This window comes from Nocardioides szechwanensis (assembly GCF_900103935.1).
Lineage (GTDB): Bacteria > Actinomycetota > Actinomycetes > Propionibacteriales > Nocardioidaceae > Nocardioides > Nocardioides szechwanensis.
This window is the reverse complement of record NZ_FNIC01000007.1, coordinates 1-21,084: the sequence shown is the minus strand read 5'-3', so window position 1 is coordinate 21,084 and position 21,084 is coordinate 1. Positions and strand designations below refer to the sequence as shown.

The following is a 21,084-nucleotide window of genomic DNA, read 5'->3' as shown; positions in this document are numbered from 1 at the left end:
CGTTGGTCGAGTTCCGCTATCCAACGGGTAGGGGAAGCAGCAATGCATCTGACCGAAGTGATCCACACTCGCGACGTGGCCCAGAAGCTGGCCGTGGCGCATCGAGGCGAAGGCGGCATTCCCACCGAGAACGAACACGAGACGGCGCACGTGATCGTCCAGGCGGGGCTGACCCTCGTCTACCCTTCCCACGAGCCGGCTGAGCGGCTCGGACCCTCGGTCGCGTTCGAGACCGGCTGGCAGTTGCAGCAGGCGGTGGGAGTGTGAGCGATCACGACACGACCGCCCACGCGATCGCCGGCAGCCTCGATGATGACGCCGCTGGCTGCTTGAGGTGCGATGAGGACATGGCCGACTTCGGCGTCGAGGTGCGGCTCATCGTCCGCGGCAGCCTTCGTGCGACCTCGGCGATTCAGGCCTCTCGAGCTGTCGCCATGGAGCTGAACCACATCCGCCAGCTGAGCATGACCGACTTCGAGCTCGACGTCGGCGAGATCTCCACCCGGCGCACCACGTGACCGCTCGTCAACGTCGCGGCGGTGCGTTCCCGAGGCTGTTGCTGCGCCTGCGCTTACTTGCCGCCCGGAGCATTCTCGGCGGCGAGCCCACCGTTACCGAGGAGGTGTCAGCATGAGGTTCACGGAGACCGACACCTACCCGGTGGGGCTGTTCCGGGACTGGCGACGGCGCTTGCCCCTGCGGCTATCCGCGCAATACCTCCAACGGCAGATCAAGGCGCACAGGTGGCGGGCGGTGCGGAACTATTTCAACGGCTACCTGGCCGAGCACCGTCATCCCTGTAGGCATGACGCCGGACACGCGTGGACCATGCGTGCCGCCGAGCGTCGGGTGGAGCAGATCCACGGTTAGCCCTCGGGCACCCACTCGTGGAGGAAGGGACCGCCCAGCTTCTGGTTGATACCGATGATGGGTGGGTCTCAGGCCGCAGGTGCGGTCTTGTAGATGGTCTCGTACTCGATCGGGGTGAGCCGTCCCAGGCCTCGTTGTCGGCGTCGGCGGTGGTAGGTCTTCTCGATCTAGACCACGATCGCGAGGCGTAGTTCCTCGCGGGTGGTCGCGGTCCTTTGGCGGTTGAGGACTTCTTCTGCAGGAGCGCGAAGAACGACTCCACGGCGGCGTTGTCGGCGCAGGCACTGACGCGGCCCATCGAGCCCTGCAGACGACTTGTGCTATCGATGCCTCGCCGTTGCGGGCGACCGCGACCGCGTCATTGCGGAACTCGATCGGGAACGGCATTGGCATGTTGAACATCCTTCCAGCGAGGACGAATCCTCACAGGTCAGGTGTCAACCGATCCCTGGGCAGTCCCCACCAAGGCTCTACCGAGCCTTAACAGGTTCTTCACGTCGGAGGAGGAGTGTGGAGGTATTGGACCCAGGAAAGGACCAACATGAGAATCCAACTTCGTTCAGCACTCGTCGGCAGCGCCGCCGCGATCGCACTGCTTGCCGTTCCCGGCGCGGCGCTTGCATCGCAAGCCAACGACGCGAGCATCACGTCCAGCCCTACGGCGACCGTAGCGATGAGCGACATGCCCCCCGGGATGCACATGATGATGAACTCGCCGGGACACGAGAACTTCATGGCGTCACCCGGCCACGAGCACGTGATGAACTCGCCGGGTCACCAGGCGATGATGGGCTGATATCCGACGTCCCGAACTGATGGGCGGCGATTGACCTCGCCGAGACTGGGAGTCCGCAACGCCTGTCATCGACAGTTCCGCGCACCCAGCGTGACGGAAAGACTCCCAGCCCTCCCCGAACCTGCCCCACGTCGGGGCCTGCAAGAGGAGGGCACACGTTTTCCGTGTGCAACGCTCCCCGCCGCTGCCGGAAGGGATCGTCCCCAGTGGTACTGCCGAAGGTCCACCCGCGGTGGTGAGAAGTCACCCCGAGCGGGTAAGCGTTCCGACAACGGCTCGGTACCCGGCCTTAGTCAAGACATGCGGGCCGGGGAAGCCGGGCTCTCGGTTGAGCCACTGACCGCTCATCGGCTGAGCGGATGGTGGAAAACCATGGCCACACGCCGCTTGGTGTGTGCACCGACAACGACGGAGTCGGTTGGCTACTCGGTTGCTAACGGAGTGCTACGCAACGCACCAGGATGGCCTGCCACAACGACGGTTGAAAACGGTCATCACGGCCACGGCCAAGCACGAATCAGTCCTACCCACTACGAAGGCGATTAGGCGCAAACCGACTCATAATCCTTGGGTCGTGGGTTCGAGCCCCACCCGCCCCACGGCACCGGAATCTTGACGGCACCGGGCTCAGGCCGCAGGGACGGATCCGTGGAAGTGTCGAAGCCGCCACTCGCCGTCCTCCCGCACCAGCCACAGCGTGAGCCGGAAATCCGCGCGTTGGGGGCCTGTCCCGTCGTCGAACTCGACCTGTCCGACGGCGGCCACCAGCAGCTGCTCGTCGTCCTGGTGGATCACCGACCAGCGGTCGAGGAGCCACTTGATCGTGTTCGCCTGCGCCACCAGCTCCAGGTAACCGACAGTCTCCTCGTGCCCGAAGCTGGCACGTGACGAGCCGAACAGCACGACATCCCCGGCGCAGAGCTCTGAGAGCAAGGAGAGGTCGCCGGCCGCGATGCCTGCTTCGAGACGGTCCAGCACCGCTCTCGCGGTCGCGACCCCGTCGTACGTCATGGCTGGAGCCTAGCGACGTGACGGGCCAGCTCGGTGAGCTACGAGACCCGTTCGAGCAGCCGGACCGCGTCGTGGGGTGCGAACCCCTTCGCATCGTTGTCGAAGTAGACGTAGACGTCCTCGCCGTCGGCCGCCCAGCGTCGGCACTTCCCGGCCCAGACATCGAGGGAGGCGTCGCTGTAGCCGCTGGTGTAGAGCTCGGTGTCGCCGTGGAGGCGGACGTAGCGGTGGTCGCTGGTGCGCTCCTCGACGTGTGGCCACCGGCCGGCGGTGTCGGCGACGACGCACGCGACGTCATGCTCACGCAGCAGCGCGTAGGCCTCCTGTGTGCAGTACGACGTGCTGCGGAACTCCAGCGCGTGGCGCAGCGGGCGATCGGCGTCGAAGGGAAGGTTCTCCGGCAGTTGCCACAGCAGCGGCCCGAGCTTGGGCCTGAGTGCGAGCACGCCGGAGGCGAAGAAGTTCGCGAGCGTCGTCTCCACGTCGCGCAGCTTCTTCATGTGCGTGATGTAGCGGCCACCCTTCACCGCGAACACGAAGTCCTCGGGCGTCTGGTCACGCCAGGCGGCGTACGACGTGGGCCGCTGGAGGGAGTAGAACGAGCCGTTGATCTCGATCGACGTCATCCGCTCGGCGGCGTACTCGAGCTCGCGCCGCTGGACCAGCCCGCGCGGGTAGAAGTCGCCGCGCCACCCGGCGTAGGTCCAGCCCGAGATGCCGATCCGGACCCGCCCCGCCATGCATGCTCCTTCCGAGACCTTCGTTGGGTACCCCGCTGCAAGGCCACCCATTCCGCTCCGACGCAACGGGCACTATTGGCCCATGACCATGAGCCCGCACAGTCACGGCGCGCAGCAGCTCCTGGCCGGTGGCCGCGTCGATGCCGCGGTCTTCGACCTTCGCCCCGACTACCGTGCGATGCTGCTGACCGTCGACGGGATCGTGCCCGGACCCAGCGACGAGGCCAGCGAGGCCCTCCTCCAGGATGCCGAGGCCGCGGCAGGGGAGTGGCTCCGGAGCAGCCCTGTCGAGGTACTTCCGCACGTGGCCGCGTGGCGCGAGGCCTACCGCGCCTTCGGCGCCAAGCCGCAACGCACCCGCAACAGCCTGGAGGCTCTGCTACGTCGCGCCGAGACCGGGCTGCCCCGGGTGAACCAGCTCACCGACCTCTACAACGCGGTGTCGGTGCTGCACCAGATCCCGGTCGGTGGCGAGGACCTGGACCGGTACGCCGGCCCGCCGCGGCTGATGCGCGCCACGGGCGAGGAGTCGTTCGACACCGTGGCCGGTGCGGAAACCGTCGTCGAGCACCCCGCGCCCGGGGAGGTCGTGTGGTGCGACGACGTGGGCGTGACCTGCCGACGCTGGAACTGGCGCCAGGCACGACGTACGCAGCTCCGGGACGACACCACGTCGGTCCTGTTCATCCTCGACGCCCTGGGCCCGATGACGGACGAAGCCCTGCACGCCGCTGCCGACGACCTCGCCGCCCACGTGTCGAGGCTCGGGCCCGCGGTGCGGGTCGCCCGCCGCATGATCACGGACGGACAGCGAGCGTGAGCTGCTGGTCGGCGCGACACATCACGGTTGCGGAACCGTTCGTTCCTCTGCGGACCCGGGCACGACCTGATCGCCGATGAGGAGCTCAGCGGTGTACTCCGTCATGTCCTCCGGGATCTCGAAGGGAGCGTAGCCGGCGCCGTCGACCTCGAAGACCTCCAGCTCCTCGACGTAGTCGCCGGAGGTGATGCGCACGGCGGTGACCCCAGGGTGAACGCTGTAGACCCAGACGAACGAGTTGCCGACCTCGGTCCCGGAGGAGTTGAACAGGGCCGGGTCCTCGAGGTAGCGGGCGGTGTCGTTGACGTGGACGAGGTTGCCTCCGCAGTGCGTCTCGACGTACTCGCCGTACTCGTAGCCGGAGGTGTTCCACTCACTACCGAGCAGGTTCTCGCTCTCCTCGACCAGCTCGACCCCCGTGATCGGCTCGTCGCACTGCCCGGTCCGGTCGGTCTCGATGAGCAGGTAGCGGCTGCCGTCGACGCTCCCGGACATGACGATGCGTTCAGGCGGGATGGTGTCCACGTACTCCGGTCCCTGGTTCACGATGGCTGCCGCCGCGAAGGTGGCGGGGATGAGGGTGAGTGCGCCGACGCCGAGCACGATGCGCCGCCGCCGACGATGCGAGGTCCGGGTGGCGGGTCTCTGGGCCACGTCGAAGGCGTCTTCGGTGAGCGTGTGCGCGACCGTGTGCAGGGTCTGTCGCACGCGCTGCTCGGTGCTGTCCGGGGTCGTCCTGTCGTTCATGAGATTGCCCTTCGAAGCTTGTCGAGTGCCCGGCGGTGGTCGGAGCGGACGGTTGCTGCCGGTCTGCCGAGAAGCTCGGCCACCTCCACCAACGGGAGGTCCTCGTAGTAGTGCAGGACGACCACGGCACGTTGGGTCCACGGCAGCCGGCTGATCTGACCCCACGTCTCGTCGATCTCCGGTGGGAGGTCCACCGTCACGGGGTCGGGCGGCGTCGCGAGCAGGCGGAACCGTCTGCGCTGTCCGTCCTTGACGAGGTTGACCACGGCTCTCTTGAGGTAGGGCAGCGGCTTCTCGATCTGGTCCCAGCGGTCGTGGGCCGACGTGAACGCGGACTGCACCGCGTCCTCGCTTGCGTCGTGCGAACCGGACATCAGGTACGCCAGCCGCAGGAGAGCGACCCGGTGCTCCCGGTATGCCTCCTCGAAGCCCACGACGGGCACCGGCTTCTCGATCTCCATCACACCTCTCAGTCGTCGCAGGGCGACGAAACGTTGCACCCCACGAGAGCCGAGTCTCCCTGCTGGTGGTCAGTCGCGGGTCCGTCGACATCCTTGATGAATCGGCCGAAGCGGGCCCTTGGACTCTGGCGGCCACTACGGACGCGGCGGAGGATCGAAGTATCCAGGGATACCGATCCGGGAGGCCCGTGATGATGCGTTCCCGTCGTTCCCGCTACCTGTCCTGTGCGATGACTCTCGCCGCCGCCCTGGTGTTCACCGGGTGCGGCAACGATGACGACGATCCGGAGGCCCCGGACCCGACGTCCAGCGTGACCTCCGAGGCCCCCGAGACGACCAGGTCGGGCGTCTACTACGTCGTCGACACCCGCGCCGGCCTGCGTCTGGCGCGCGAGCTGCGCGCCGTACCCGACGACCAGGCCCCCGAGGCCGCGGTCGCGGCCATGATCGAGGGTGCTGCCGACCCCGACTACACGACGACCTGGAACCCCGCGACCGAGGTCCTGGGCGTGACTGACGAGGGCGGCGCGATCACCGTCGACCTCTCGGGTGACGCGCGTACGACGAACGTCGGCTCCGAGGGCGCGGCACTCATGGTGCAGCAGCTCGTCTACACCGTCACCGAGGCGCTCGACGAGGACGCCGCGGTCACGCTGTTGATCGAGGGCGAGCCGGCGGGGGAGCTGTGGGGCGTCGTCGCCTGGGACGAGCCGGTCGTCCGTGACGACCCGCTCGGCGTGCGCGTGCTCATCCAGATCGACGCGCCGACGGAGGGCCTCGTGACCTCCTCGCCGCTGCGGATCGAGGGCGAGGCGGCGGTCTTCGAGGCGACCCTCGGCTGGCGGGTGCTCGACGCCGACGGCCAGGAGGTGCAGGCAGGCTTCACGATGACCGAGCAGGGCCAGACGTTCGCGCCGTTCGCGTTCCCCGTCGAGCTCGAGCCCGGCACCTACACCGTCGAGATCATCGAGGACGACCCCTCCGGCGGCGAGGGTGGCACCCCGATGAGCGACACCCGCGCCGTCACCATCGAGTGACCCCGGTCAAGTGAGGGCCGGCCGACCTAGGATCGCGGCATGACCAACCCTGTGATCCTCGTGGTCGGAGCCGGCCCCGGCGTGAGCGCGTCGGTGGCGCGCAGGTTCGCGCGTGAGGGGTACGACGTCGCCCTGCTCGGTCGCGACCGTGACCCGGTCGAGACGCTGGCCGGTGAGCTGCGGGCGCGCGGCGTACGCGTGGAGACCAGGCTCGCCGACGTCACCGACGTCGAGGCGGCGCGGGAGTCGCTGACCGGGCTGGCGCAGACCTTCGGCCGCGTCGACGTCCTGCACTTCAACCCGAGCGCGTTCCGCGAGAAGGACCCCCTCGAGCTGGAGGTCGACGACCTGCTCGCCGACGTCGCGCTTGGGGTCGGCGCGCTGCTCACCGCCGTGCAGGCGACGCGGCCGTTCCTCCAGGACGGCGGCCGCGTGACCGTGACCGGCAGCATGGCCGCCGACCAGCCGTGGCACCGCGCCGCGTCCCTCGGGGTCCAGAAGGCCGGCGTGCGCAACCTCGTGCACAGCCTCGACGCGACACTGCGCGACGATGGCATCCGTGCGGTGTCGGTGACGGTGCGCGGGACCCTCTCGGGCGATGGCCCGTTCACGCCGGACCGCGTAGCCGACGCGCTCTACGACGCCGCCACCCAGGACGAGCAGCACTGGCGCACCGAGATTCCCTACGAGGGCTGACCGCCCGGGGGGTTACCGCCCAGCCAAGAGCCCCGAATCGTTGGGACTTTGGTCATCTGTGTTGCTCTGGCTCTCTGTTTCCGGGCCGGAATGCGACAAGGTGGAGACATGACGGAAACGACGACGCCGACGCGCGAGGTCGGCGTCACCGAGCTGGCCCTGCGCGATGCCCACCAAAGCCTGATGGCGACCCGGATGGCCCTCGAGGACATGGTCGACGCGTGTGCCGACATCGACGCCGCCGGCTACTGGTCGGTCGAGTGCTGGGGCGGCGCGACCTACGACGCGTGCATCCGGTTCCTCAACGAGGACCCGTGGGAGCGGCTGAGAACGTTCCGCGAGCTGATGCCCAACAGCCGCCTGCAGATGCTGCTGCGCGGCCAAAACCTCCTGGGCTACCGCCACTACGAGGACGACGTCGTCAACCGCTTCGTCGAGAAGTCCGCCGAGAACGGCATGGACGTCTACCGCGTCTTCGACGCCCTCAACGACGTGCGCAACGTCAAGCAGGCCATCGCCGCGGTCCGCCGCGTGGACAAGCACGCGCAGGGCACCATCTGCTACACCGAGAGCCCGCTCCACACCGTCGAGGGCTACGTCCAGATGGCGCGCGACCTGATGGAGCTCGGCTGCGACTCGCTGTGCCTCAAGGACATGGCGGCCCTGCTCAAGCCGCAGCCGGCCTATGACATCGTCAAGGCGATCAAGGACGACCTCGGCTCCGACGTCCGGATCCACGTCCACTGCCACTCCACGACCGGCGTGACCCTGGTCAGCCTGATGAAGGCGATCGAGGCCGGCGCCGACGTCGTCGACACCGCGATCTCGTCGCTCTCGCTCGGCCCGGGCCACAACCCCACCGAGTCGCTGGTCGAGATGCTGCGCGGTACGCCGTACACCACCAACCTCGACGACGACCGGCTGGTGAGCATCAAGGACCACTTCGCCAAGGTGCGCCCCAAGTACACCCAGTTCATGTCCGCCATCACCGGCGTGGAGACCGAGATCTTCAAGAGCCAGATCCCCGGCGGGATGATCTCCAACATGGAGAGCCAGCTTCGCCAGCAGGGCGCCGGCGACCGGCTCCGGGAGGTGCTGCTCGAGGTGCCGCGCGTGCGCCAGGTGGCGGGCTACCCGCCGCTGGTGACGCCGTCCAGCCAGATCGTCGGCACCCAGGCCGTGTTCAACGTGCTGATGGGCCCCTACAAGGTCCAGACCGCGGAGTTCGCCGACCTGATGCTGGGCTACTACGGCTCCACACTGGGCGAGCGCGACCCCGACATCGTCGCGGCCGCCCAGGCCCAGGCCGGCAAGGAGCCGATCGACGTACGGCCCGCCGACCTGATCCCGCCCGAGTGGGACAAGCTCGTCTCCGAGGCCACCGCGCTCGAGGGCTGCGACGGCACCGACGAGGACGTGCTGACCTACGCGATGTTCCCCGGTGTCGCTCCCGGCTTCTTCGTGGAGCGCCCCCAGGGACCGAAGAACGTCGGCAAGGACCCGGCCGAGGTGGCAGCCGACGAGCTGTCCAAGTCGTCGTCCGGCGGCGGCCCGGTCAAGGGCCCGATCCGCTACTCCGTGAGCATGGACGGCAAGGCGCACTCCGTCACCGTCGAGAGAGCCTGAGGGAACACGTGAGCAAGAAGAAGCACCACGAAGCCTCCATGGAGGCCCGCACCGCTGAGCTGCTCGAACGCCGCGCGGAGATCGAGAAGGGTGGCGGCGAGGCCCGCCTGGAGAAGCAGCACGCGGCCGGCAAGCTGACCGCCCGCGAGCGGGTCCTGGCGCTGCTCGACCCCGGCACGTTCGAGGAGTCGGGCATGTTCGCCCGCCACCAGTCGACGTACTTCGGCCTCGACAAGGCCGACCTGCCGGCCGACGGCGTCGTGACCGGCGAGGGCGCGGTGCTCGGGCGTCCGATCCACGTCGCCAGCCAGGACTTCACGGTTGCCGGCGGCAGCGCGGGTGAGATCCACTCCAACAAGGTCGCCGCGACGCTGCGCGCCAGCCTCGGCACGGGTACGCCGTTCGTGTTCATCAACGACTCCGGTGGCGCCCGCGTCCAGGAGGGCATCGGCTCCCTGGCCGGCTACGGCCGCGTCTTCTACAACAACGTCCTGCTCTCCGGCGTGGTCCCGCAGATCTCGATCATCGCTGGCCCCTGCGCCGGCGGCGCGGCCTACTCCCCGGCCCTGACCGACTTCATCATCCAGACCCGCAAGGCCCACATGTTCATCACCGGGCCCAACGTGATCGCCCAGGTGACGGGGGAGTCGGTCACCTCCGACGAGCTCGGCGGCGCCGACGCCCACATGGCGCTGTCCGGGGTCAACCACTTCGTCGCGGACGACGACGAGCAGGCGATCCTGATCGCCAAGAAGCTGCTGAGCTTCCTGCCCCAGAACAACTCCGAGGACCCGCCCATCGTCGACCCCGACTACGTCGTGGAAGCCGACCCGGACCTCCCCGGAGTGCTGCCCGCGTCGGACAAGAAGGGCTACGACGTCCGCGAGGTGATCGTCCGCCTCGTCGACCGCGGTGACTTTCTCGAGGTCCAGGCCGGCTACGCCGGCAACATCGTGGTGGGTTTCGGCCGGATCACCGGTCGCACCGTCGGCATCGTGGCCAACCAGCCCAACGTGCTCTCGGGGGTGCTCGACATCAACGCCTCCGACAAGGGCTCGTCGTTCGTGCGCTTCTGCAACGCGTTCAACATCCCCCTGCTCACGCTCGTGGATGTGCCCGGCTTCCTGCCCGGCGTCGACCAGGAGCACAACGGGATCATCCGCCACGGCGCGAAGCTCCTCTACGCCTACTCCGCCGCGTCGGTCCCCAAGATCACCGTCGTGCTCCGCAAGGCCTACGGCGGCGCCTACGTCGCCATGTGCTCCAAGGACCTCGGCGCCGACAAGGTGCTCGCGTGGCCCACCGCGGAGATCGCGGTCATGGGCGCCGAGGGTGCCGCCGAGATCGTCTTCCGGCGCGAGATCGCCGAGGCCGAGGACCCGAAGGCACGCCGGGCCGAGCTCGTCGAGGAGTACCGCTCGACGTTCTCGACGCCGTACGTCGCCGCCGCCCGCGGTCTGGTCGACGACATCATCGAGCCCGCCCGGACCCGCGAGCACGTGTCGCGGGCGCTGGAGATCCTGATCACCAAGCGCACCATCCGGCCGGCCAAGAAGCACGGGCTGGGCCCGACATGAGCCCCGCGAAGCCCGAGGAGCAGACGGTCGCCGAGCTGCTCGAGGCAGTGCGCTCGCTCTCGGAGCGGGTGGCCCACCTCGAGGCCGAGCTCGAGCAGCGCCGCCAGGAGAGCCCCGGCGTCCCCGACGAGGTGGCGATCGCGATCTCCGCAGCGGTCGCGGCGTTCCTCGGGCACCGCGCCAAGATCAAGCAGATGCACTATCGCACCGGCCAGGCCTGGGCACAGCAGGGCCGCGTCGTCGTCCAGGGCCGCCACAACATCCACGGGTCGAGGTAGAAGACATGCAGCTCAAGGTGACCGTCAACGGCGTCGCGTACGACGTCGAGGTCGAGGTCGAGGAGGAGCCGCAGCCGACACTCGGCGCGATCTTCATGACTGGCGGCGGCTTCTCGCCCCCGGCTGTGTCCGCACCCAAGTCCGGTGGCGCGGCCGCCGACGGCAACAGCGTGCAGGCGCCCCTGTCCGGGACCGTCGCCCGCGTGCTGGTCGAGGAGGGCCAGGCCATCGAGGCCGGCGAGGTCGTGATCGTCCTGGAGGCGATGAAGATGGAGACCGAGATCACCGCCCCCCACGCCGGCACCGTCTCCGCCATCCTCGTCACTGCCGGCACCGCGGTGACCGGCGGCCAGGTGCTCGTACAGCTGGCTGACTGACGAACGTCGCCTCCGGCGAGGCCTTTGTTCCCTGGTGAGCGCCACATGGGCGGCGCCATGGTGGGCTCGAGAGGTGGTGTTTCCCATGGCGGTCATCGGCTTTCCCGGGCAGAGCACCCGTGAGACGCACCGTGCGGAGACACATCGCGGGCTCGTCCTGGTCCGCGTCCTCGACATCGTCGCCAAGGCCGTGCTGCTGGTCCTGCTCATCCTGGTCGCGATCAACCCCGAGTGGGGCAACCTCGAGGGCAAGGCACCAGTCGCACGTGCCGTCATCTACCCGATGTTCGCGTTCGTCGTGCCGGCCATCTGGTGGGCGTTCCTGCGCACCCGGCGTCCCTACCCGTGGGCGGCCGACCTCCTCGCCACGCTCGCCTGCTTCAGCGACATCCTCGGCAACCGGCTCGACCTGTACGACGCCCTCACGTGGTTCGACGACTGGATGCACTTCATGGACACCGGTGTTGTGAGCGCGGCGGTGGTCATCCTGACCCTGGACCACACCGCCACCCGGGCAGCCGTGGTCGAGCGCGCGATCGCGGCCGGGCTGACCGGCTCCCTGGCGTGGGAGCTCTTCGAGTACGTCTCCTTCGTGACCAGGTCGGTCGAGCTCAACTGGGCCTACGCCGACACGCTCGGCGACCTGACCCTCGGCTGGCTCGGTTCGGTGGTCGCCGCGCTGCTCATCCACGCGACCTGGCAGACGTTCGAGCAGCCGCCGACGTAGCCGGGGTCACATACCGTCGGTGTGTTCCCGGCTCCGCTATTGACGTAGGTTCAACAGCATGTCTGTGCCTGCTCGTCTGTTTCCTGCCCTCGTCGTCGCGTTGGTCGCGAGCGTGCTCGCGGCTCCGCCGACGACCGCTCGCCCCGCAGCCGGGGCCTCCAGCGCGGCCGAGCGGGCGATCACCGTGACCTCGCGTGCGGTCGTCTTCGACCTCGTGAACTCGAGCGCCAGCCTCGTCCGCTGCCAGGGTGACAACAAGTCGTACGACGTCCGCGGTCGCCTGGTGGGCCCGCGCAAGGCGGTCCTCGGCCGCGGTGGGGCGATCCGGGTCAACGTGCTTGTGCACGACGTGGGCACCGGGGGATGGTTCTGGAACCTGCGCAAGCACCCCGCGTTCGACTACGCGACCCAGCTCGCGCGCCAGGGCCAGACGTCGCTGGTCCTCGACCGGCTCGGCTACGACCGCAGCCCGCTCGCCGACGGCAACGACACCTGTCTCGACGCCCAGGCCAACATGCTCCATCAGGTCGTGCAGCACCTCTACTCCGGCCGCTACGACTTCACCAGCGACGCCACGTCGACGCCGGCGGCGTCCCACGTGGTCGTGCACGGCCACGGTGTCGGCGGCGCGATCGCACAGGTGGAGGCCGCCCGCTTCAACGACACCGACGGCCTGGTGCTCATGTCGTGGGCCGGCGCCAACCTGTCCGAGCTGGCCCTCGAGCAGGCCCAGCAGCAGACCTCGACCTGCGCGCAGGGCGCCGACTACGCGGCGTACGGCGCCAGCGCGAAGGCCTACCGTCGCCTGCTCTTCGCGACGTCCCCCAAGGCCGTCCAGCAGACGGCCGTGCGCCGGCGCAACCCGACGCCCTGCGGTGACGTCGCCAGCCTCTCGTCGACCCTGCTCGCGGCCTCCGCCACCGCCGGCCAGGTCCAGGTGCCCGTGCTGCTGCTGTCCGGCGGCAAGGACGCGCGCATCCGCGACGGCGGGACGCAGGACTCCGCCTCGACGTTCGGCTCCAGCGAGAAGGTGACCACGCGGACCTTCGCGGGCGCCGGCAGCGCACTGCCTCTCGAGAAGACCGCACCGAAGACGCGGACCGCCGTCCTGCGCTGGCTCCGGAGCCTCTAGGTCACACCCGAGGGTTCGCGACGGCCGTGGGCCGGAACCGCAGTGCCGGGTCGATACTGCGCTCGGTGTCGGGCTCGAAGCCGTTCTTCACGCCCCACAGGACCGCTTGGGAGCGGCGCTCCACGTTGATCTTGCGGTAGGCCGAACGGATGTAGGTCTTCACGGAGTTGATGCTGAGATAGGCGCGGTCGGCGATCTCCTGGTTGCTCAGCCCCTGCGTGATCAGGGCCAGGATCTCGGCCTCACGCGGCGACAGGCCCACGGCCCGACCGGGCCAGTCGCCCTCGCCGCCGGCGCTGGTCTCGTGGTCGCCCGTGAGGACGACCACGTCGCCGGCCATGACCCGCTCCAGTGCCCCGACGATCTCGGGCCCGGTGAGCGCCTTGGACAGGTAGCCGGACGCGCCGCGCGCGATCGCGCGCTCGACCAGGTCGGGCTGGAGGTTCCAACTGTAGATGACGACCTTGGCACCGCTGTCGCGCACGAAGTCCTCGAGGTCGAGGCCGTCACCCTGGACCTGGCCGAACGTGTCGTAGAGGACGATGTCGACGTCGGTGATCACGGGCAGCGACGCGCCGGTCTCGACCACGTCGATCCGCTCGTCGGCGAGGAACGCGGCCACCCCCGCGATCACGACGGCGTAGTCATTGACGATGGCCAGCCGCAGGGGGCGGTTCACGCGTGTTCCATGTCCGGAGTGTAGACCCGTGGGGCGGGCCGCGGTCGGTCACTTCGAGGGCTGAGGTGTCCTGCACTCGATCTTCGGGTTGACGCCGACGTAGTTGAGCGGTCCGGCGAGGATCGTCAGCGACGTGTCGCCGAACGTCTTGCAGTTCACGTCGCGGTCGTCACCGAAGTAGCCCCGCTGAAAAGCAGCGAGCACCCCGACCACGAGCCACACGACGACGATGATTCCGATCAGGCTCTTCATGGCAGCCTCCTTTGGGCGTTCACCTTAGGTACCCAGTTGGTGGATGGCTCAGCCGGGGAGGTCGGAGTAGGTCGCCTGGTAGCTGCGGAGCAGCGCGCGACCCTCCTCGAGGGCCTTCTCCAGTGGCGCCACCATCTCGAGTGCGCCGTCGGTCGTGCCGGCGTCGCCGAGCCACTCGATCTGCCGTGCCGCGGCTGCCGAGCCCTGGACACCGAGGTTGAGCGCGCTGCCTGCGAGCTTGTGCGACGCCTGGCGCATCTTGTCGGCGTCGCCGGCGAGGATGTGCTCGCGGATGGTCTCGACCGCCGCCACGGAGTTGACCGAGAAGTTGCCGATCGCCCGGTCGAGGTAGGCGGTGTTGCCGGGGTCGAGGTCGCGCAGCATGTCGAGGCGCTCGACGTCGAGCCCGACGATCGGGGCGGTGGGGGGCAGCACCCGCTCATCATCGCCCACGAAGTCCTCGCTCGGAGGCAGAACCGTCCAGCGCGTCAGCGCGGCCGAGAGGGCCCCGGCGTCGACCGGCTTGGTGAGGAAGTCGTCCATCCCGGCCTCCAGGCACCGCTCGCGCTCGCCCTCGATGGCGGCGGCGGTCATCGCGATCACCGGGGTACGGCGGCCGTCCCCCTCCGAGGCCCGCAGGGCGCGGGTGGCGGCGTACCCGTCGAGGTTGGGCATCTGCACGTCCATCAGGACCACGTCGAAGCAGCGCTCCGCCAGCACCTCGAGCGCGATGACGCCGTCGCCGGCCACCTCGACGGCGTAGCCCATGGCCTCGAGCAGGCCCACCGCCACCATCTGGTTGACCTCGTTGTCCTCGACCACGAGCACGCGCAAGCCACCGGCGGCGTCCGTCTCGCCGGGCTCGGCCTGCGTGGTCCCGCGACGCGGCTCCGAGCTGCCTTGGAGAGCGTTGCTGAACGACGCCGTGAAGGTGAAGACGCTGCCGTGCGGCAGGTTGGGGGTGTAGCCGATGTGTCCGCCCAGGGCTTCGACGATCTCCTTGGAGATGGCCAGGCCGAGCCCGGTGCCGCCGTAGAGGCGGGTGGTGGAGGAGTCGGCCTGGGTGAAGGGCGCGAAGAGCCCGGGGACCTGCTCCGGCGCGATGCCGATGCCGGTGTCGCTCACGCGCACCGTCAGCTCGGTCCGGTCGCCCTCGCTGGTCGCGGTGACGGTCGCGGTCACCTCACCCTCGTCGGTGAACTTCACGGCGTTGGAGAGCAGGTTGGAGAGCACCTGGGCCAGCCTGGTCGGGTCACCGGACAGGGAGACCGGCACGCTGTCGTCACAGCTGGCCCGCAGCTCCACGCCGCGGGCGCGCGCCGACTCGGCCAGGACGCTCACGACCTCCTCGAGCAGGTAGCGGACCTCGAAGTCGACCTGCTCCAGCTCGAGCCGACCCGCCTCCATCTTGGAGAAGTCGAGCACGTCGTTGATCACGCTGAGCAGCGCCCGGCTGGCCACCTGCACCCCGGCCGCCAGGCGGTGCTGGTCGGTGTCGAGCGGGGTGCGCATCAGCAGGTCGTTGAGCCCGATCACCCCGTTGAGCGGGGTGCGGATCTCGTGGCTCATCGTCGCGAGGAACTCCGACTTCTGCCGGGACGCCGCCATCGCCGCGTCGCGGGCCGCGGCCACGACCCGCTGCGCCTCCTCACGTTCCGCGACCCTGGCAAGCTGCAAGGCCACGGACTCGACCATGGCCTCGATCATGTCGTGCCGGTAGAGCGGCGGGGCCGACGTGATCGTGAGCACGGCGGCGGGTATGCCGCCGTGACCCACGTTGAAGGCGATCGTCAGCCGGTCGTCGCTCCACACCGACTCACCCCGGCGCAGCGCCTCGGTCGCAAGTGCGAGCTCCAGCGCGGTGTCTTTGGGAGTCGCCTCGTCGAGCAGGCGGTCCTGCTCCGTCACGTAGATCGGCTCCACGCGGGCGCCGTCGTCCACGACGTCGAAGGCCCGGGCTCGCCGCCAGTCGTCGTGGAAAAGGACGAGGTCCTTGGCCTGCACGAGCACGTCCAGCAGCGTGCGCGCCTCGTTGGCCGCGCTGGCCACCGCTTGCATCAGGACGTTCTGGTTGACCTGGTCGACGAGGGCCAGCTCGGCCTCCTTGACCTCGGTGATGTCCTGGTGTGTCCCGGACAGCCCGATGGCGACCCCGCTGGCGTCGCGGCGGATGATGCCGCGCCCACGGGTCCACACCCAGCCGTGCTTGCCACGCAGGCGGGCGATCCAGACGAAGCCGTCGGCGCCCTCGTCTCCCTCGGCGACGGCGTCGACGACCGACTGCAGGTCGTCCGGGTGCACGACGGAGAGGAACTCGTCGTAGGTGTGGGGGACCTCGTCGGGTGCCCACCCGTAGATCTCGTCCAGACCGGTCGACGTCACGATCTCGCCGCGGTCGTAGTCCCATTCCCAGCTGCCCACGCGCGCGATCCGCTGAGCCTCGTCCAGGCGCGCGCGGCTCGCGACCAGCTCGTCCATCGTCGCGCGACGCTCGCTGACGTCCGAGATCCGATGGAGTACGGCGGTCAGGGTGCCGTCGGGTGCGTGCAGCCCGCTCTCCAGCACCTCCACCCACGTGCACGAGCCGTCCTTGGCGACGAACTGGCTCTCGACCGGTCCGTCGTTCAGCTCACCGCGACGAAGCGCCTCGAGGTGGGCGGCGAACTGCAGCCGGCCGGTCTCGTCGAGGGTGTCCACCACGTCTAGCGCCAGGAAGTCGCGGCGCGGCACGCCGTACATCGCGGCCAGAGCGGCGTTGGCGTAGACCGTGTGGCCGTCGAAGTCGAAGACCCAGATGCCGTCGGACGCGGTCTCGACGATGTCGCGATAGAGCTCACGGTCCATCGAGCGTCTCCGCGCCGGAGATCTTGTAGTCGCCGTCTGTGCCCTCGAGCGTGAGCCGGATCGTCTCGGTGACCTGGCCGTTCTCGGTGTGGTCGTAGGAGTAGGTGTAGGTGACGGTCATCGCCTCGGGGTCGGCCTGCACGTCCTGGACGTCGACGTTGCTGACGTTGCCCCAGAACTCGTCGTAATTGGGGCTCTCGTCCTGGTAGGCCGGTGTCAGCAGCGAGAAGCCCTCCGCGGTGTCGCTGCTGGCGGTCTCGGGGTAGCTGCGGCCGAATTCCTCCATGCCGGCTTGCGTCACCCGCGCGCTGGGCCGGGTGTTGCTGTCCGACGGGCTGTTGTCGGCCGACGGGTTGTCGGTGTCGTCGCCACGGTTGAGCCCGATCAGCACGCCGATCACGGTCAGCAGCGCAACCACCCCGACCGCGGCGAGGAGCGGCAGCAGCCGGCTCGGACGCGAGGTGCGGGGGGCGCGGGTGCCGGGGTCTGCCTCCGCCCTGGGCAGGACCGCCGACATCACCTGGGTGGACGACGCGTCACCATCGGTGGCCAGGGGGCGAAGACGACGGGCCGGCGTGGGCGGGACCGCGGTGGGTCCGGCCCGCAGGAAGTCGACCACCTGCCGCATCGACCAACGCTCGTGCGGGTCGACGACCATGCTCGACTCCAGCAGCGGCGTCAGCCAGCCGGCGTCGGCAAGACGCGGCGGGTCCTCGTGGACGATCCGGTAGAGCCCGCCGATCACGTTGTCGCCGATGTCGTACGGCGGACGGCCGGCGAGGGCGTGGTAGAGCGTGGCGCCGAGCGACCAGACGTCGCTGAGGTCGGTGGCCTGCCGACCGGAGGCGACCTCGGGGGAGATGTAGGCCGGCGAGCCGGTCACCAGTCCGGTCTGGGTCAGCGACGCGTCGGCCTCGGCGCGCGCGATGCCGAAGTCGGAGAGCTTCACCTGACCCTCGGGAGTCACCAGGATGTTGGAGGGCTTCACGTCGCGGTGGACGATCCCCGCCTCGTGCGCGGCGGCCAGCGCCTCGGCGGCCTGCGCGATGATCTGCGCCGCCTGGTCGGGGGACAGGGCGCCGCTGCTGCGGACGAGCTCGGCGAGGGTGCTGCCCTCGACGTACTCCATGACCAGCCACTGCTGGTCGTCCTCGTCGACGAGGTCGAAGACGGCGACCACGTGCGGGTGGTTGAGACGGGCGGCCAGCCGGGCCTCGCGCTCGGCGCGCAGCAGGTCGGGGCTGCTGCCTCCTGGAGACATCATCCCGATGCGCTTGAGCGCCACCTGGCGACCGAGCACGTCGTCGCGCCCGAGCCAGACCGCACCCATCCCGCCTCGTCCGATCTCCCGGTCGAGCGAGTACCTCCCTGCGATCACTCGTCCTCCTCCTGTGGCAAGGGTAGTCAGTAACCCGTTCGTCGGCGCGCACGGTGATGCGGCAGGCTGGAGCCAGCCACGTACGACTTCGCGAGCCACCCCGAAAGGCCCACCCGTGACCATCGACCACACTCTCCTCGGCGACCTCGAGTGGCGCGGCCTGATCGCGCACTCGACGGACCTCGACGCCCTGCGCGAGGCGTTCACCGCCGGGAGTGTGCGCTTCTACGTCGGCTTCGACCCCACCGCGCCCAGCCTGCACATGGGGCACCTGGTGCAGATCCTCACCGCCAAGCGGCTGCAGGAGGCCGGCCACACGCCGTACGCCCTGGTCGGCGGCGCCACCGGGATGATCGGCGACCCCAAGGAGGCGGGGGAGCGGGTCATGAACTCCGTCGAGACCGTGGGCGAGTGGGTGGGGCGCGTACGACGCCAGATCGAGCCGTTCCTGTCGTTCGAGGGCGACAACGCCGCGACGATGGTCAACAACCTCGACTGGACCGCGCCGATGTCGGCGATCGACTTCCTGCGCGACATCGGCAAGCACTTCCCGGTCAACCGGATGCTGGCGCGCGACGTCGTGCGGAGCCGGCTCGAGGCCGGGATCAGCTACACCGAGTTCAGCTACGTGCTGCTCCAGTCGATGGACTACCTCGAGCTCCACCGCCAGCACGGCGTGACGCTGCAGTTCGGCGGCTCCGACCAGTGGGGCAACCTGACGGCGGGGGTCGAGCTGATCCGCCGCACCGAGGGCAACAAGGTGCACGCCATCGCGACGCCGCTGATGACCAAGTCCGACGGCACCAAGTACGGCAAGACCGAGGGTGGGGCCCTGTGGCTCGACCCGGAGATGCTGTCGCCCTACGCGTTCCACCAGTTCTGGCTCAACGTCGAGGACGAGAAGATCGGCGAGCTGCTGCGGGTCTTCACGTTCCTGCCGCGCGCCGAGATCGAGGCCCTCGAGACCAGGCACGCCGAGAAGCCGTTCCTGCGGGAGGGACAGAAGACGCTGGCCGACGAGGTGACGACGCTGGTGCACGGTGCCGACGAGACCGAGCAGGCCAAGGCCGCCGCGGCTGCCCTGTTCGGCGGTGGAGAGCTCACCGGTCTCAGCGCGACGACGCTCGCCGCGGCCCTGCGGGAGGCCGGCAGCATCCAGGTCGCGGCGACCGACGAGCTGCCGACGGTGGTCGACCTGCTCGTCGAGACCGGCCTGGCCAAGAGCAAGGGTGAGGCGCGGCGCACGGTGACCGAGGGCGGCGCCTACCTCAACAACGTGCGGGTCGAGGACGCCGAGGCCCGCCCGACGACCGACGACCTGGTCGGCGGTTACTGGTTGGTGCTGCGCCGAGGCAAGAAGAACTTCTCCGGCGTCCAGGTGGGGTGAGCGAGATGGACGAGGCCCGCTGGCTCGCGGGGCTGGAGTCACAGGCGCGCGAGCGCCTGCCCGCCCCGGTGTTCGAGTACCTCGTCCAGGGCGCGCGCGACGGCCTCACCGCCGCGCGCGCCGTCGGCTCCTGGCGGTCCGTGCGCTTCCTGCCGCGCGTCCTGCGCGACGTGACCGACGTACGGCTGGACGTGGAACTGCTGGGCCAACGGCTGGCGCTGCCCTGGGGCGTGGCGCCCACGACCCTCCAGCGCGCCGTCCACCCCGACGGCGAGCTGGCGATGGCGCGGGCCACCGCGGCCGCCGGCGGGCTGATGGTCGTCTCGAGCAACGCCGGCACGCCGTTCGCCGAGATCGGCGCGATCGGGGTGCACTGGTGGCTCCAGGCCTACCTCCCCGCCGACCGCACGCTGGCCGCGCCGATGCTGGACCGGGCCGTCGCCGCGGGCGCGTCGGCGGTGGTGCTGACGGTCGACACCCCGGTGGTCGCGCTCAAGCACCACGCGGGTGACGTGGTCTGGGACGTGGTGGACCCCGGGCTGGTGCGGGCCAACTTCGACGCCGGGTACGACGAGCAGCCCGGCGCGGCCAAGGCTCTCGACCTCGGACCCCACGACCTCGACTGGCTGGCAGGCCACACCGGCCTGCCCGTGGTGGTCAAGGGCGTGCTGCGTCCGGACGACGCGCTCCGCTGCGTGCAGGCGGGCGCCCGAGCCGTGTGGGTCTCCAACCACGGGGGCCGCCAGCTGGACCGAGCAGCGTCGACGGTCGAGGCGCTGCCTGCCGTGGTGGAGGCCGTGGCCGGGGACGCCCAGGTCTACGTCGACGGGGGAGTGCGCACCGGTCTCGACGTCCTGGCGGCCCTCGCGTCGGGGGCGGACGCGGTCTTCCTGGGCCGGCTTCCGCTCTACGCGCTCCTGGAGGGCGAGCCCGGCGTGGGCAGGATGCACGCCGAGCTGCTCCGCCAGAGCGTCGAAGCGCTGCGTCTCGCGGGGTGCCGCACCGTCGCCGACACGCGCGAGATCGCGGCCCCTACGCGGCCAAACCCCCTCTGACCTGCGAAAACACAATTGTGCTCTGGCTCACCTCGACCCGATTTGTGCATCGGCGCGGGAGTCCTCTAGTGTTCTGCATGTCGCCAGGGAGCGGCGGGAAGCAAGACCGAAAGGTTGGGCTTCCGGCCCCGAGGCGGCCACTCCTCATCACACTTTCACCGGTGGAGGACCGTGGCCTTGAGCCACAGTCCAGAAGCCGGCGCAAAGCCGTGTGCGGGAACCACAGCCCCAGGCTGGGTCGGAGACGGCCTCTGTCAGGTGTGTGTCTGATTTTTGAGAACTCAACAGTGTGTCATAGTCGATGAATTAGTTTGTATGCCCTCATCTTTGGATGTTTGGGTTGTTTTTTCGGCATTAATGATTCTGGCAATTGTCAGTTTTGTTCTTGTCAGTGATGGAATTTTCTACGGAGAGTTTGATCCTGGCTCAGGACGAACGCTGGCGGCGTGCTTAACACATGCAAGTCGAGCGGTAAGGCCCTTTCGGGGGTACACGAGCGGCGAACGGGTGAGTAACACGTGAGTAATCTGCCCTCCACTTGGGGATAAGCTTCGGAAACGGGGTCTAATACCTGATACGACACTCTCCTGCATG

At 69.2% G+C, this 21,084-nt stretch carries 23 protein-coding genes, 1 rRNA gene and 1 pseudogene; 16 read left to right on the top strand and 9 right to left on the bottom strand.

Features of this window, described 5'->3' with window-relative positions; genetic code table 11:
* Nucleotides 1–42 precede the first annotated feature (42 nt).
* From BLR90_RS15835 to BLR90_RS15825, 3 genes are all read left to right on the top strand, one after another.
* Complete coding sequence (locus BLR90_RS15835) at nt 43–267, top strand: hypothetical protein (RefSeq protein ID WP_091026208.1); 225 nt, start codon at nt 43–45, stop codon at nt 265–267.
* Nucleotides 268–347: 80 nt separating this feature from the next.
* Entirely contained in the window at nt 348–518 is a 171-nt protein-coding gene (locus tag BLR90_RS21090) for a hypothetical protein (protein WP_170254303.1), read from the top strand.
* Nucleotides 519–630: 112 nt separating this feature from the next.
* Nucleotides 631–870, top strand: coding sequence for a hypothetical protein (locus tag BLR90_RS15825; RefSeq protein ID WP_091026206.1), 240 nt, complete (start codon nt 631–633; stop codon nt 868–870).
* A gap of 68 nt (nt 871–938) precedes the next feature.
* Here the strand turns inward: BLR90_RS15825 and BLR90_RS21310 are convergent.
* Nucleotides 939–1,180: pseudogene (locus tag BLR90_RS21310) on the bottom strand (integrase core domain-containing protein); the annotation flags it as partial.
* A gap of 363 nt (nt 1,181–1,543) precedes the next feature.
* On the opposite strand from BLR90_RS21310, the gene BLR90_RS21670 reads away from it, so the two are divergent.
* Nucleotides 1,544–1,666: a hypothetical protein gene (locus BLR90_RS21670; RefSeq protein WP_281245412.1), complete on the top strand. Its 123-nt coding sequence runs from the start codon at nt 1,544–1,546 to the stop codon at nt 1,664–1,666.
* 627 nt (nt 1,667–2,293) lie between these two features.
* Here the strand turns inward: BLR90_RS21670 and BLR90_RS15810 are convergent.
* Both BLR90_RS15810 and BLR90_RS15805 read right to left on the bottom strand, forming a co-directional pair.
* Nucleotides 2,294–2,677 carry a nuclear transport factor 2 family protein gene (locus BLR90_RS15810; protein WP_091026204.1) on the bottom strand — a complete coding sequence of 128 codons (384 nt, stop codon included), beginning with the start codon at nt 2,675–2,677 and terminating at the stop codon, nt 2,294–2,296.
* Nucleotides 2,678–2,715: 38 nt separating this feature from the next.
* Nucleotides 2,716–3,417, bottom strand: a complete 702-nt coding sequence (locus BLR90_RS15805; RefSeq protein ID WP_091026203.1) for a DUF72 domain-containing protein — start codon at nt 3,415–3,417, stop codon at nt 2,716–2,718.
* An 88-nt stretch (nt 3,418–3,505) separates the two neighbouring features.
* Here BLR90_RS15805 and BLR90_RS15800 point away from each other — a divergent pair, with 88 nt between their 5' ends.
* Complete coding sequence (locus tag BLR90_RS15800; RefSeq protein ID WP_091026202.1) at nt 3,506–4,237, top strand: B3/B4 domain-containing protein; 732 nt, start codon at nt 3,506–3,508, stop codon at nt 4,235–4,237.
* 21 nt (nt 4,238–4,258) lie between these two features.
* Here the strand turns inward: BLR90_RS15800 and BLR90_RS15795 are convergent, their stop codons facing one another.
* Nucleotides 4,259–4,984, bottom strand: a complete 726-nt coding sequence (locus BLR90_RS15795; protein ID WP_091026201.1) for a hypothetical protein — start codon at nt 4,982–4,984, stop codon at nt 4,259–4,261.
* Entirely contained in the window at nt 4,981–5,445 is a 465-nt protein-coding gene (locus BLR90_RS15790; RefSeq protein ID WP_091026200.1) for a SigE family RNA polymerase sigma factor, read from the bottom strand. Before BLR90_RS15790 ends, BLR90_RS15795 begins: the two co-directional genes overlap by 4 nt.
* Nucleotides 5,446–5,675: 230 nt before the next feature.
* On the opposite strand from BLR90_RS15790, the gene BLR90_RS15785 reads away from it, so the two are divergent.
* From BLR90_RS15785 to BLR90_RS15750, 8 genes are all read left to right on the top strand, one after another.
* Nucleotides 5,676–6,482 carry a Gmad2 immunoglobulin-like domain-containing protein gene (locus tag BLR90_RS15785; protein ID WP_176943980.1) on the top strand — a complete coding sequence of 269 codons (807 nt, stop codon included), beginning with the start codon at nt 5,676–5,678 and terminating at the stop codon, nt 6,480–6,482.
* Nucleotides 6,483–6,521: 39 nt separating this feature from the next.
* Complete coding sequence (locus tag BLR90_RS15780) at nt 6,522–7,178, top strand: SDR family oxidoreductase (protein WP_091026198.1); 657 nt, start codon at nt 6,522–6,524, stop codon at nt 7,176–7,178.
* 108 nt (nt 7,179–7,286) lie between these two features.
* On the top strand, nt 7,287–8,804 hold the full coding sequence (locus tag BLR90_RS15775) for a methylmalonyl-CoA carboxytransferase subunit 5S (RefSeq protein ID WP_091026197.1): 1,518 nt from the start codon (nt 7,287–7,289) through the stop codon (nt 8,802–8,804).
* 38 nt (nt 8,805–8,842) lie between these two features.
* Nucleotides 8,843–10,381, top strand: coding sequence for an acyl-CoA carboxylase subunit beta (locus BLR90_RS15770; protein ID WP_091026196.1), 1,539 nt, complete (start codon nt 8,843–8,845; stop codon nt 10,379–10,381).
* Nucleotides 10,378–10,659 (top strand): hypothetical protein, encoded by a 282-nt coding sequence (locus BLR90_RS15765; protein WP_091026195.1) that lies wholly within the window; start codon nt 10,378–10,380, stop codon nt 10,657–10,659. The genes BLR90_RS15770 and BLR90_RS15765 overlap by 4 nt, the downstream gene beginning before the upstream one ends.
* 5 nt (nt 10,660–10,664) lie before the next feature.
* Entirely contained in the window at nt 10,665–11,036 is a 372-nt protein-coding gene (locus BLR90_RS15760) for a biotin/lipoyl-containing protein (RefSeq protein WP_091026194.1), read from the top strand.
* Nucleotides 11,037–11,109: 73 nt separating this feature from the next.
* Complete coding sequence (locus BLR90_RS15755) at nt 11,110–11,763, top strand: DUF2238 domain-containing protein (protein ID WP_218126873.1); 654 nt, start codon at nt 11,110–11,112, stop codon at nt 11,761–11,763.
* A 58-nt stretch (nt 11,764–11,821) separates the two neighbouring features.
* A complete protein-coding gene (locus BLR90_RS15750; RefSeq protein WP_091026192.1) occupies nt 11,822–12,895 on the top strand; it encodes a serine aminopeptidase domain-containing protein in 1,074 nt (357 codons plus the stop codon).
* A gap of 1 nt (nt 12,896) precedes the next feature.
* Here the strand turns inward: BLR90_RS15750 and BLR90_RS15745 are convergent, their stop codons facing one another.
* The 4 genes from BLR90_RS15745 to BLR90_RS15730 are packed head-to-tail and all read right to left on the bottom strand — an operon-like array spanning nt 12,897 to nt 18,048.
* On the bottom strand, nt 12,897–13,574 hold the full coding sequence (locus BLR90_RS15745) for a response regulator transcription factor (RefSeq protein ID WP_091026191.1): 678 nt from the start codon (nt 13,572–13,574) through the stop codon (nt 12,897–12,899).
* A 48-nt stretch (nt 13,575–13,622) separates the two neighbouring features.
* Nucleotides 13,623–13,826 (bottom strand): hypothetical protein, encoded by a 204-nt coding sequence (locus tag BLR90_RS15740; protein ID WP_091026190.1) that lies wholly within the window; start codon nt 13,824–13,826, stop codon nt 13,623–13,625.
* A 48-nt stretch (nt 13,827–13,874) separates the two neighbouring features.
* Nucleotides 13,875–16,670 (bottom strand): PAS domain-containing hybrid sensor histidine kinase/response regulator, encoded by a 2,796-nt coding sequence (locus BLR90_RS15735; protein WP_091026189.1) that lies wholly within the window; start codon nt 16,668–16,670, stop codon nt 13,875–13,877.
* Nucleotides 16,660–18,048 carry a serine/threonine-protein kinase gene (locus tag BLR90_RS15730; protein ID WP_170254301.1) on the bottom strand — a complete coding sequence of 463 codons (1,389 nt, stop codon included), beginning with the start codon at nt 18,046–18,048 and terminating at the stop codon, nt 16,660–16,662. Before BLR90_RS15730 ends, BLR90_RS15735 begins: the two co-directional genes overlap by 11 nt.
* 115 nt (nt 18,049–18,163) lie before the next feature.
* On the opposite strand from BLR90_RS15730, the gene tyrS reads away from it, so the two are divergent.
* From tyrS to BLR90_RS15715, 3 genes are all read left to right on the top strand, one after another.
* Nucleotides 18,164–19,435, top strand: a complete 1,272-nt coding sequence (tyrS, locus tag BLR90_RS15725; RefSeq protein ID WP_091026187.1) for a tyrosine--tRNA ligase — start codon at nt 18,164–18,166, stop codon at nt 19,433–19,435.
* Between the two features lie 5 nt (nt 19,436–19,440).
* A complete protein-coding gene (locus BLR90_RS15720) occupies nt 19,441–20,490 on the top strand; it encodes an alpha-hydroxy acid oxidase (RefSeq protein ID WP_091026429.1) in 1,050 nt (349 codons plus the stop codon).
* A 403-nt stretch (nt 20,491–20,893) separates the two neighbouring features.
* Nucleotides 20,894–21,084: ribosomal RNA gene (locus tag BLR90_RS15715) — 16S ribosomal RNA — on the top strand; the annotation flags it as partial.

Excerpts from the sequence above, each read along its gene's own strand:
- BLR90_RS15800 (WP_091026202.1), top strand. The coding sequence starts at position 3,506 with ATGAGCCCGCACAGTCACGGCGCGCAGCAGCTCCTGGCCGGTGGCCGC.
- BLR90_RS15770 (WP_091026196.1), top strand. The coding sequence starts at position 8,843 with ATGGAGGCCCGCACCGCTGAGCTGCTCGAACGCCGCGCGGAGATCGAG.
- BLR90_RS15765 (WP_091026195.1), top strand. The coding sequence starts at position 10,378 with ATGAGCCCCGCGAAGCCCGAGGAGCAGACGGTCGCCGAGCTGCTCGAG.
- BLR90_RS15795 (WP_091026201.1), bottom strand. The coding sequence starts at position 4,984 with ATGAACGACAGGACGACCCCGGACAGCACCGAGCAGCGCGTGCGACAG.
- BLR90_RS15825 (WP_091026206.1), top strand. The coding sequence starts at position 631 with ATGAGGTTCACGGAGACCGACACCTACCCGGTGGGGCTGTTCCGGGAC.
- BLR90_RS15775 (WP_091026197.1), top strand. The coding sequence starts at position 7,287 with ATGACGGAAACGACGACGCCGACGCGCGAGGTCGGCGTCACCGAGCTG.
- BLR90_RS21670 (WP_281245412.1), top strand. The coding sequence starts at position 1,544 with ATGAGCGACATGCCCCCCGGGATGCACATGATGATGAACTCGCCGGGA.
- BLR90_RS15790 (WP_091026200.1), bottom strand. The coding sequence starts at position 5,445 with ATGGAGATCGAGAAGCCGGTGCCCGTCGTGGGCTTCGAGGAGGCATAC.
- BLR90_RS15835 (WP_091026208.1), top strand. The coding sequence starts at position 43 with ATGCATCTGACCGAAGTGATCCACACTCGCGACGTGGCCCAGAAGCTG.
- BLR90_RS15720 (WP_091026429.1), top strand. The coding sequence starts at position 19,441 with ATGGACGAGGCCCGCTGGCTCGCGGGGCTGGAGTCACAGGCGCGCGAG.
- BLR90_RS15805 (WP_091026203.1), bottom strand. The coding sequence starts at position 3,417 with ATGGCGGGGCGGGTCCGGATCGGCATCTCGGGCTGGACCTACGCCGGG.
- BLR90_RS15810 (WP_091026204.1), bottom strand. The coding sequence starts at position 2,677 with ATGACGTACGACGGGGTCGCGACCGCGAGAGCGGTGCTGGACCGTCTC.
- BLR90_RS15760 (WP_091026194.1), top strand. The coding sequence starts at position 10,665 with ATGCAGCTCAAGGTGACCGTCAACGGCGTCGCGTACGACGTCGAGGTC.
- BLR90_RS15750 (WP_091026192.1), top strand. The coding sequence starts at position 11,822 with ATGTCTGTGCCTGCTCGTCTGTTTCCTGCCCTCGTCGTCGCGTTGGTC.
- BLR90_RS21090 (WP_170254303.1), top strand. The coding sequence starts at position 348 with ATGGCCGACTTCGGCGTCGAGGTGCGGCTCATCGTCCGCGGCAGCCTT.
- BLR90_RS15740 (WP_091026190.1), bottom strand. The coding sequence starts at position 13,826 with ATGAAGAGCCTGATCGGAATCATCGTCGTCGTGTGGCTCGTGGTCGGG.
- BLR90_RS15785 (WP_176943980.1), top strand. The coding sequence starts at position 5,676 with ATGACTCTCGCCGCCGCCCTGGTGTTCACCGGGTGCGGCAACGATGAC.
- BLR90_RS15780 (WP_091026198.1), top strand. The coding sequence starts at position 6,522 with ATGACCAACCCTGTGATCCTCGTGGTCGGAGCCGGCCCCGGCGTGAGC.
- BLR90_RS15735 (WP_091026189.1), bottom strand. The coding sequence starts at position 16,670 with ATGGACCGTGAGCTCTATCGCGACATCGTCGAGACCGCGTCCGACGGC.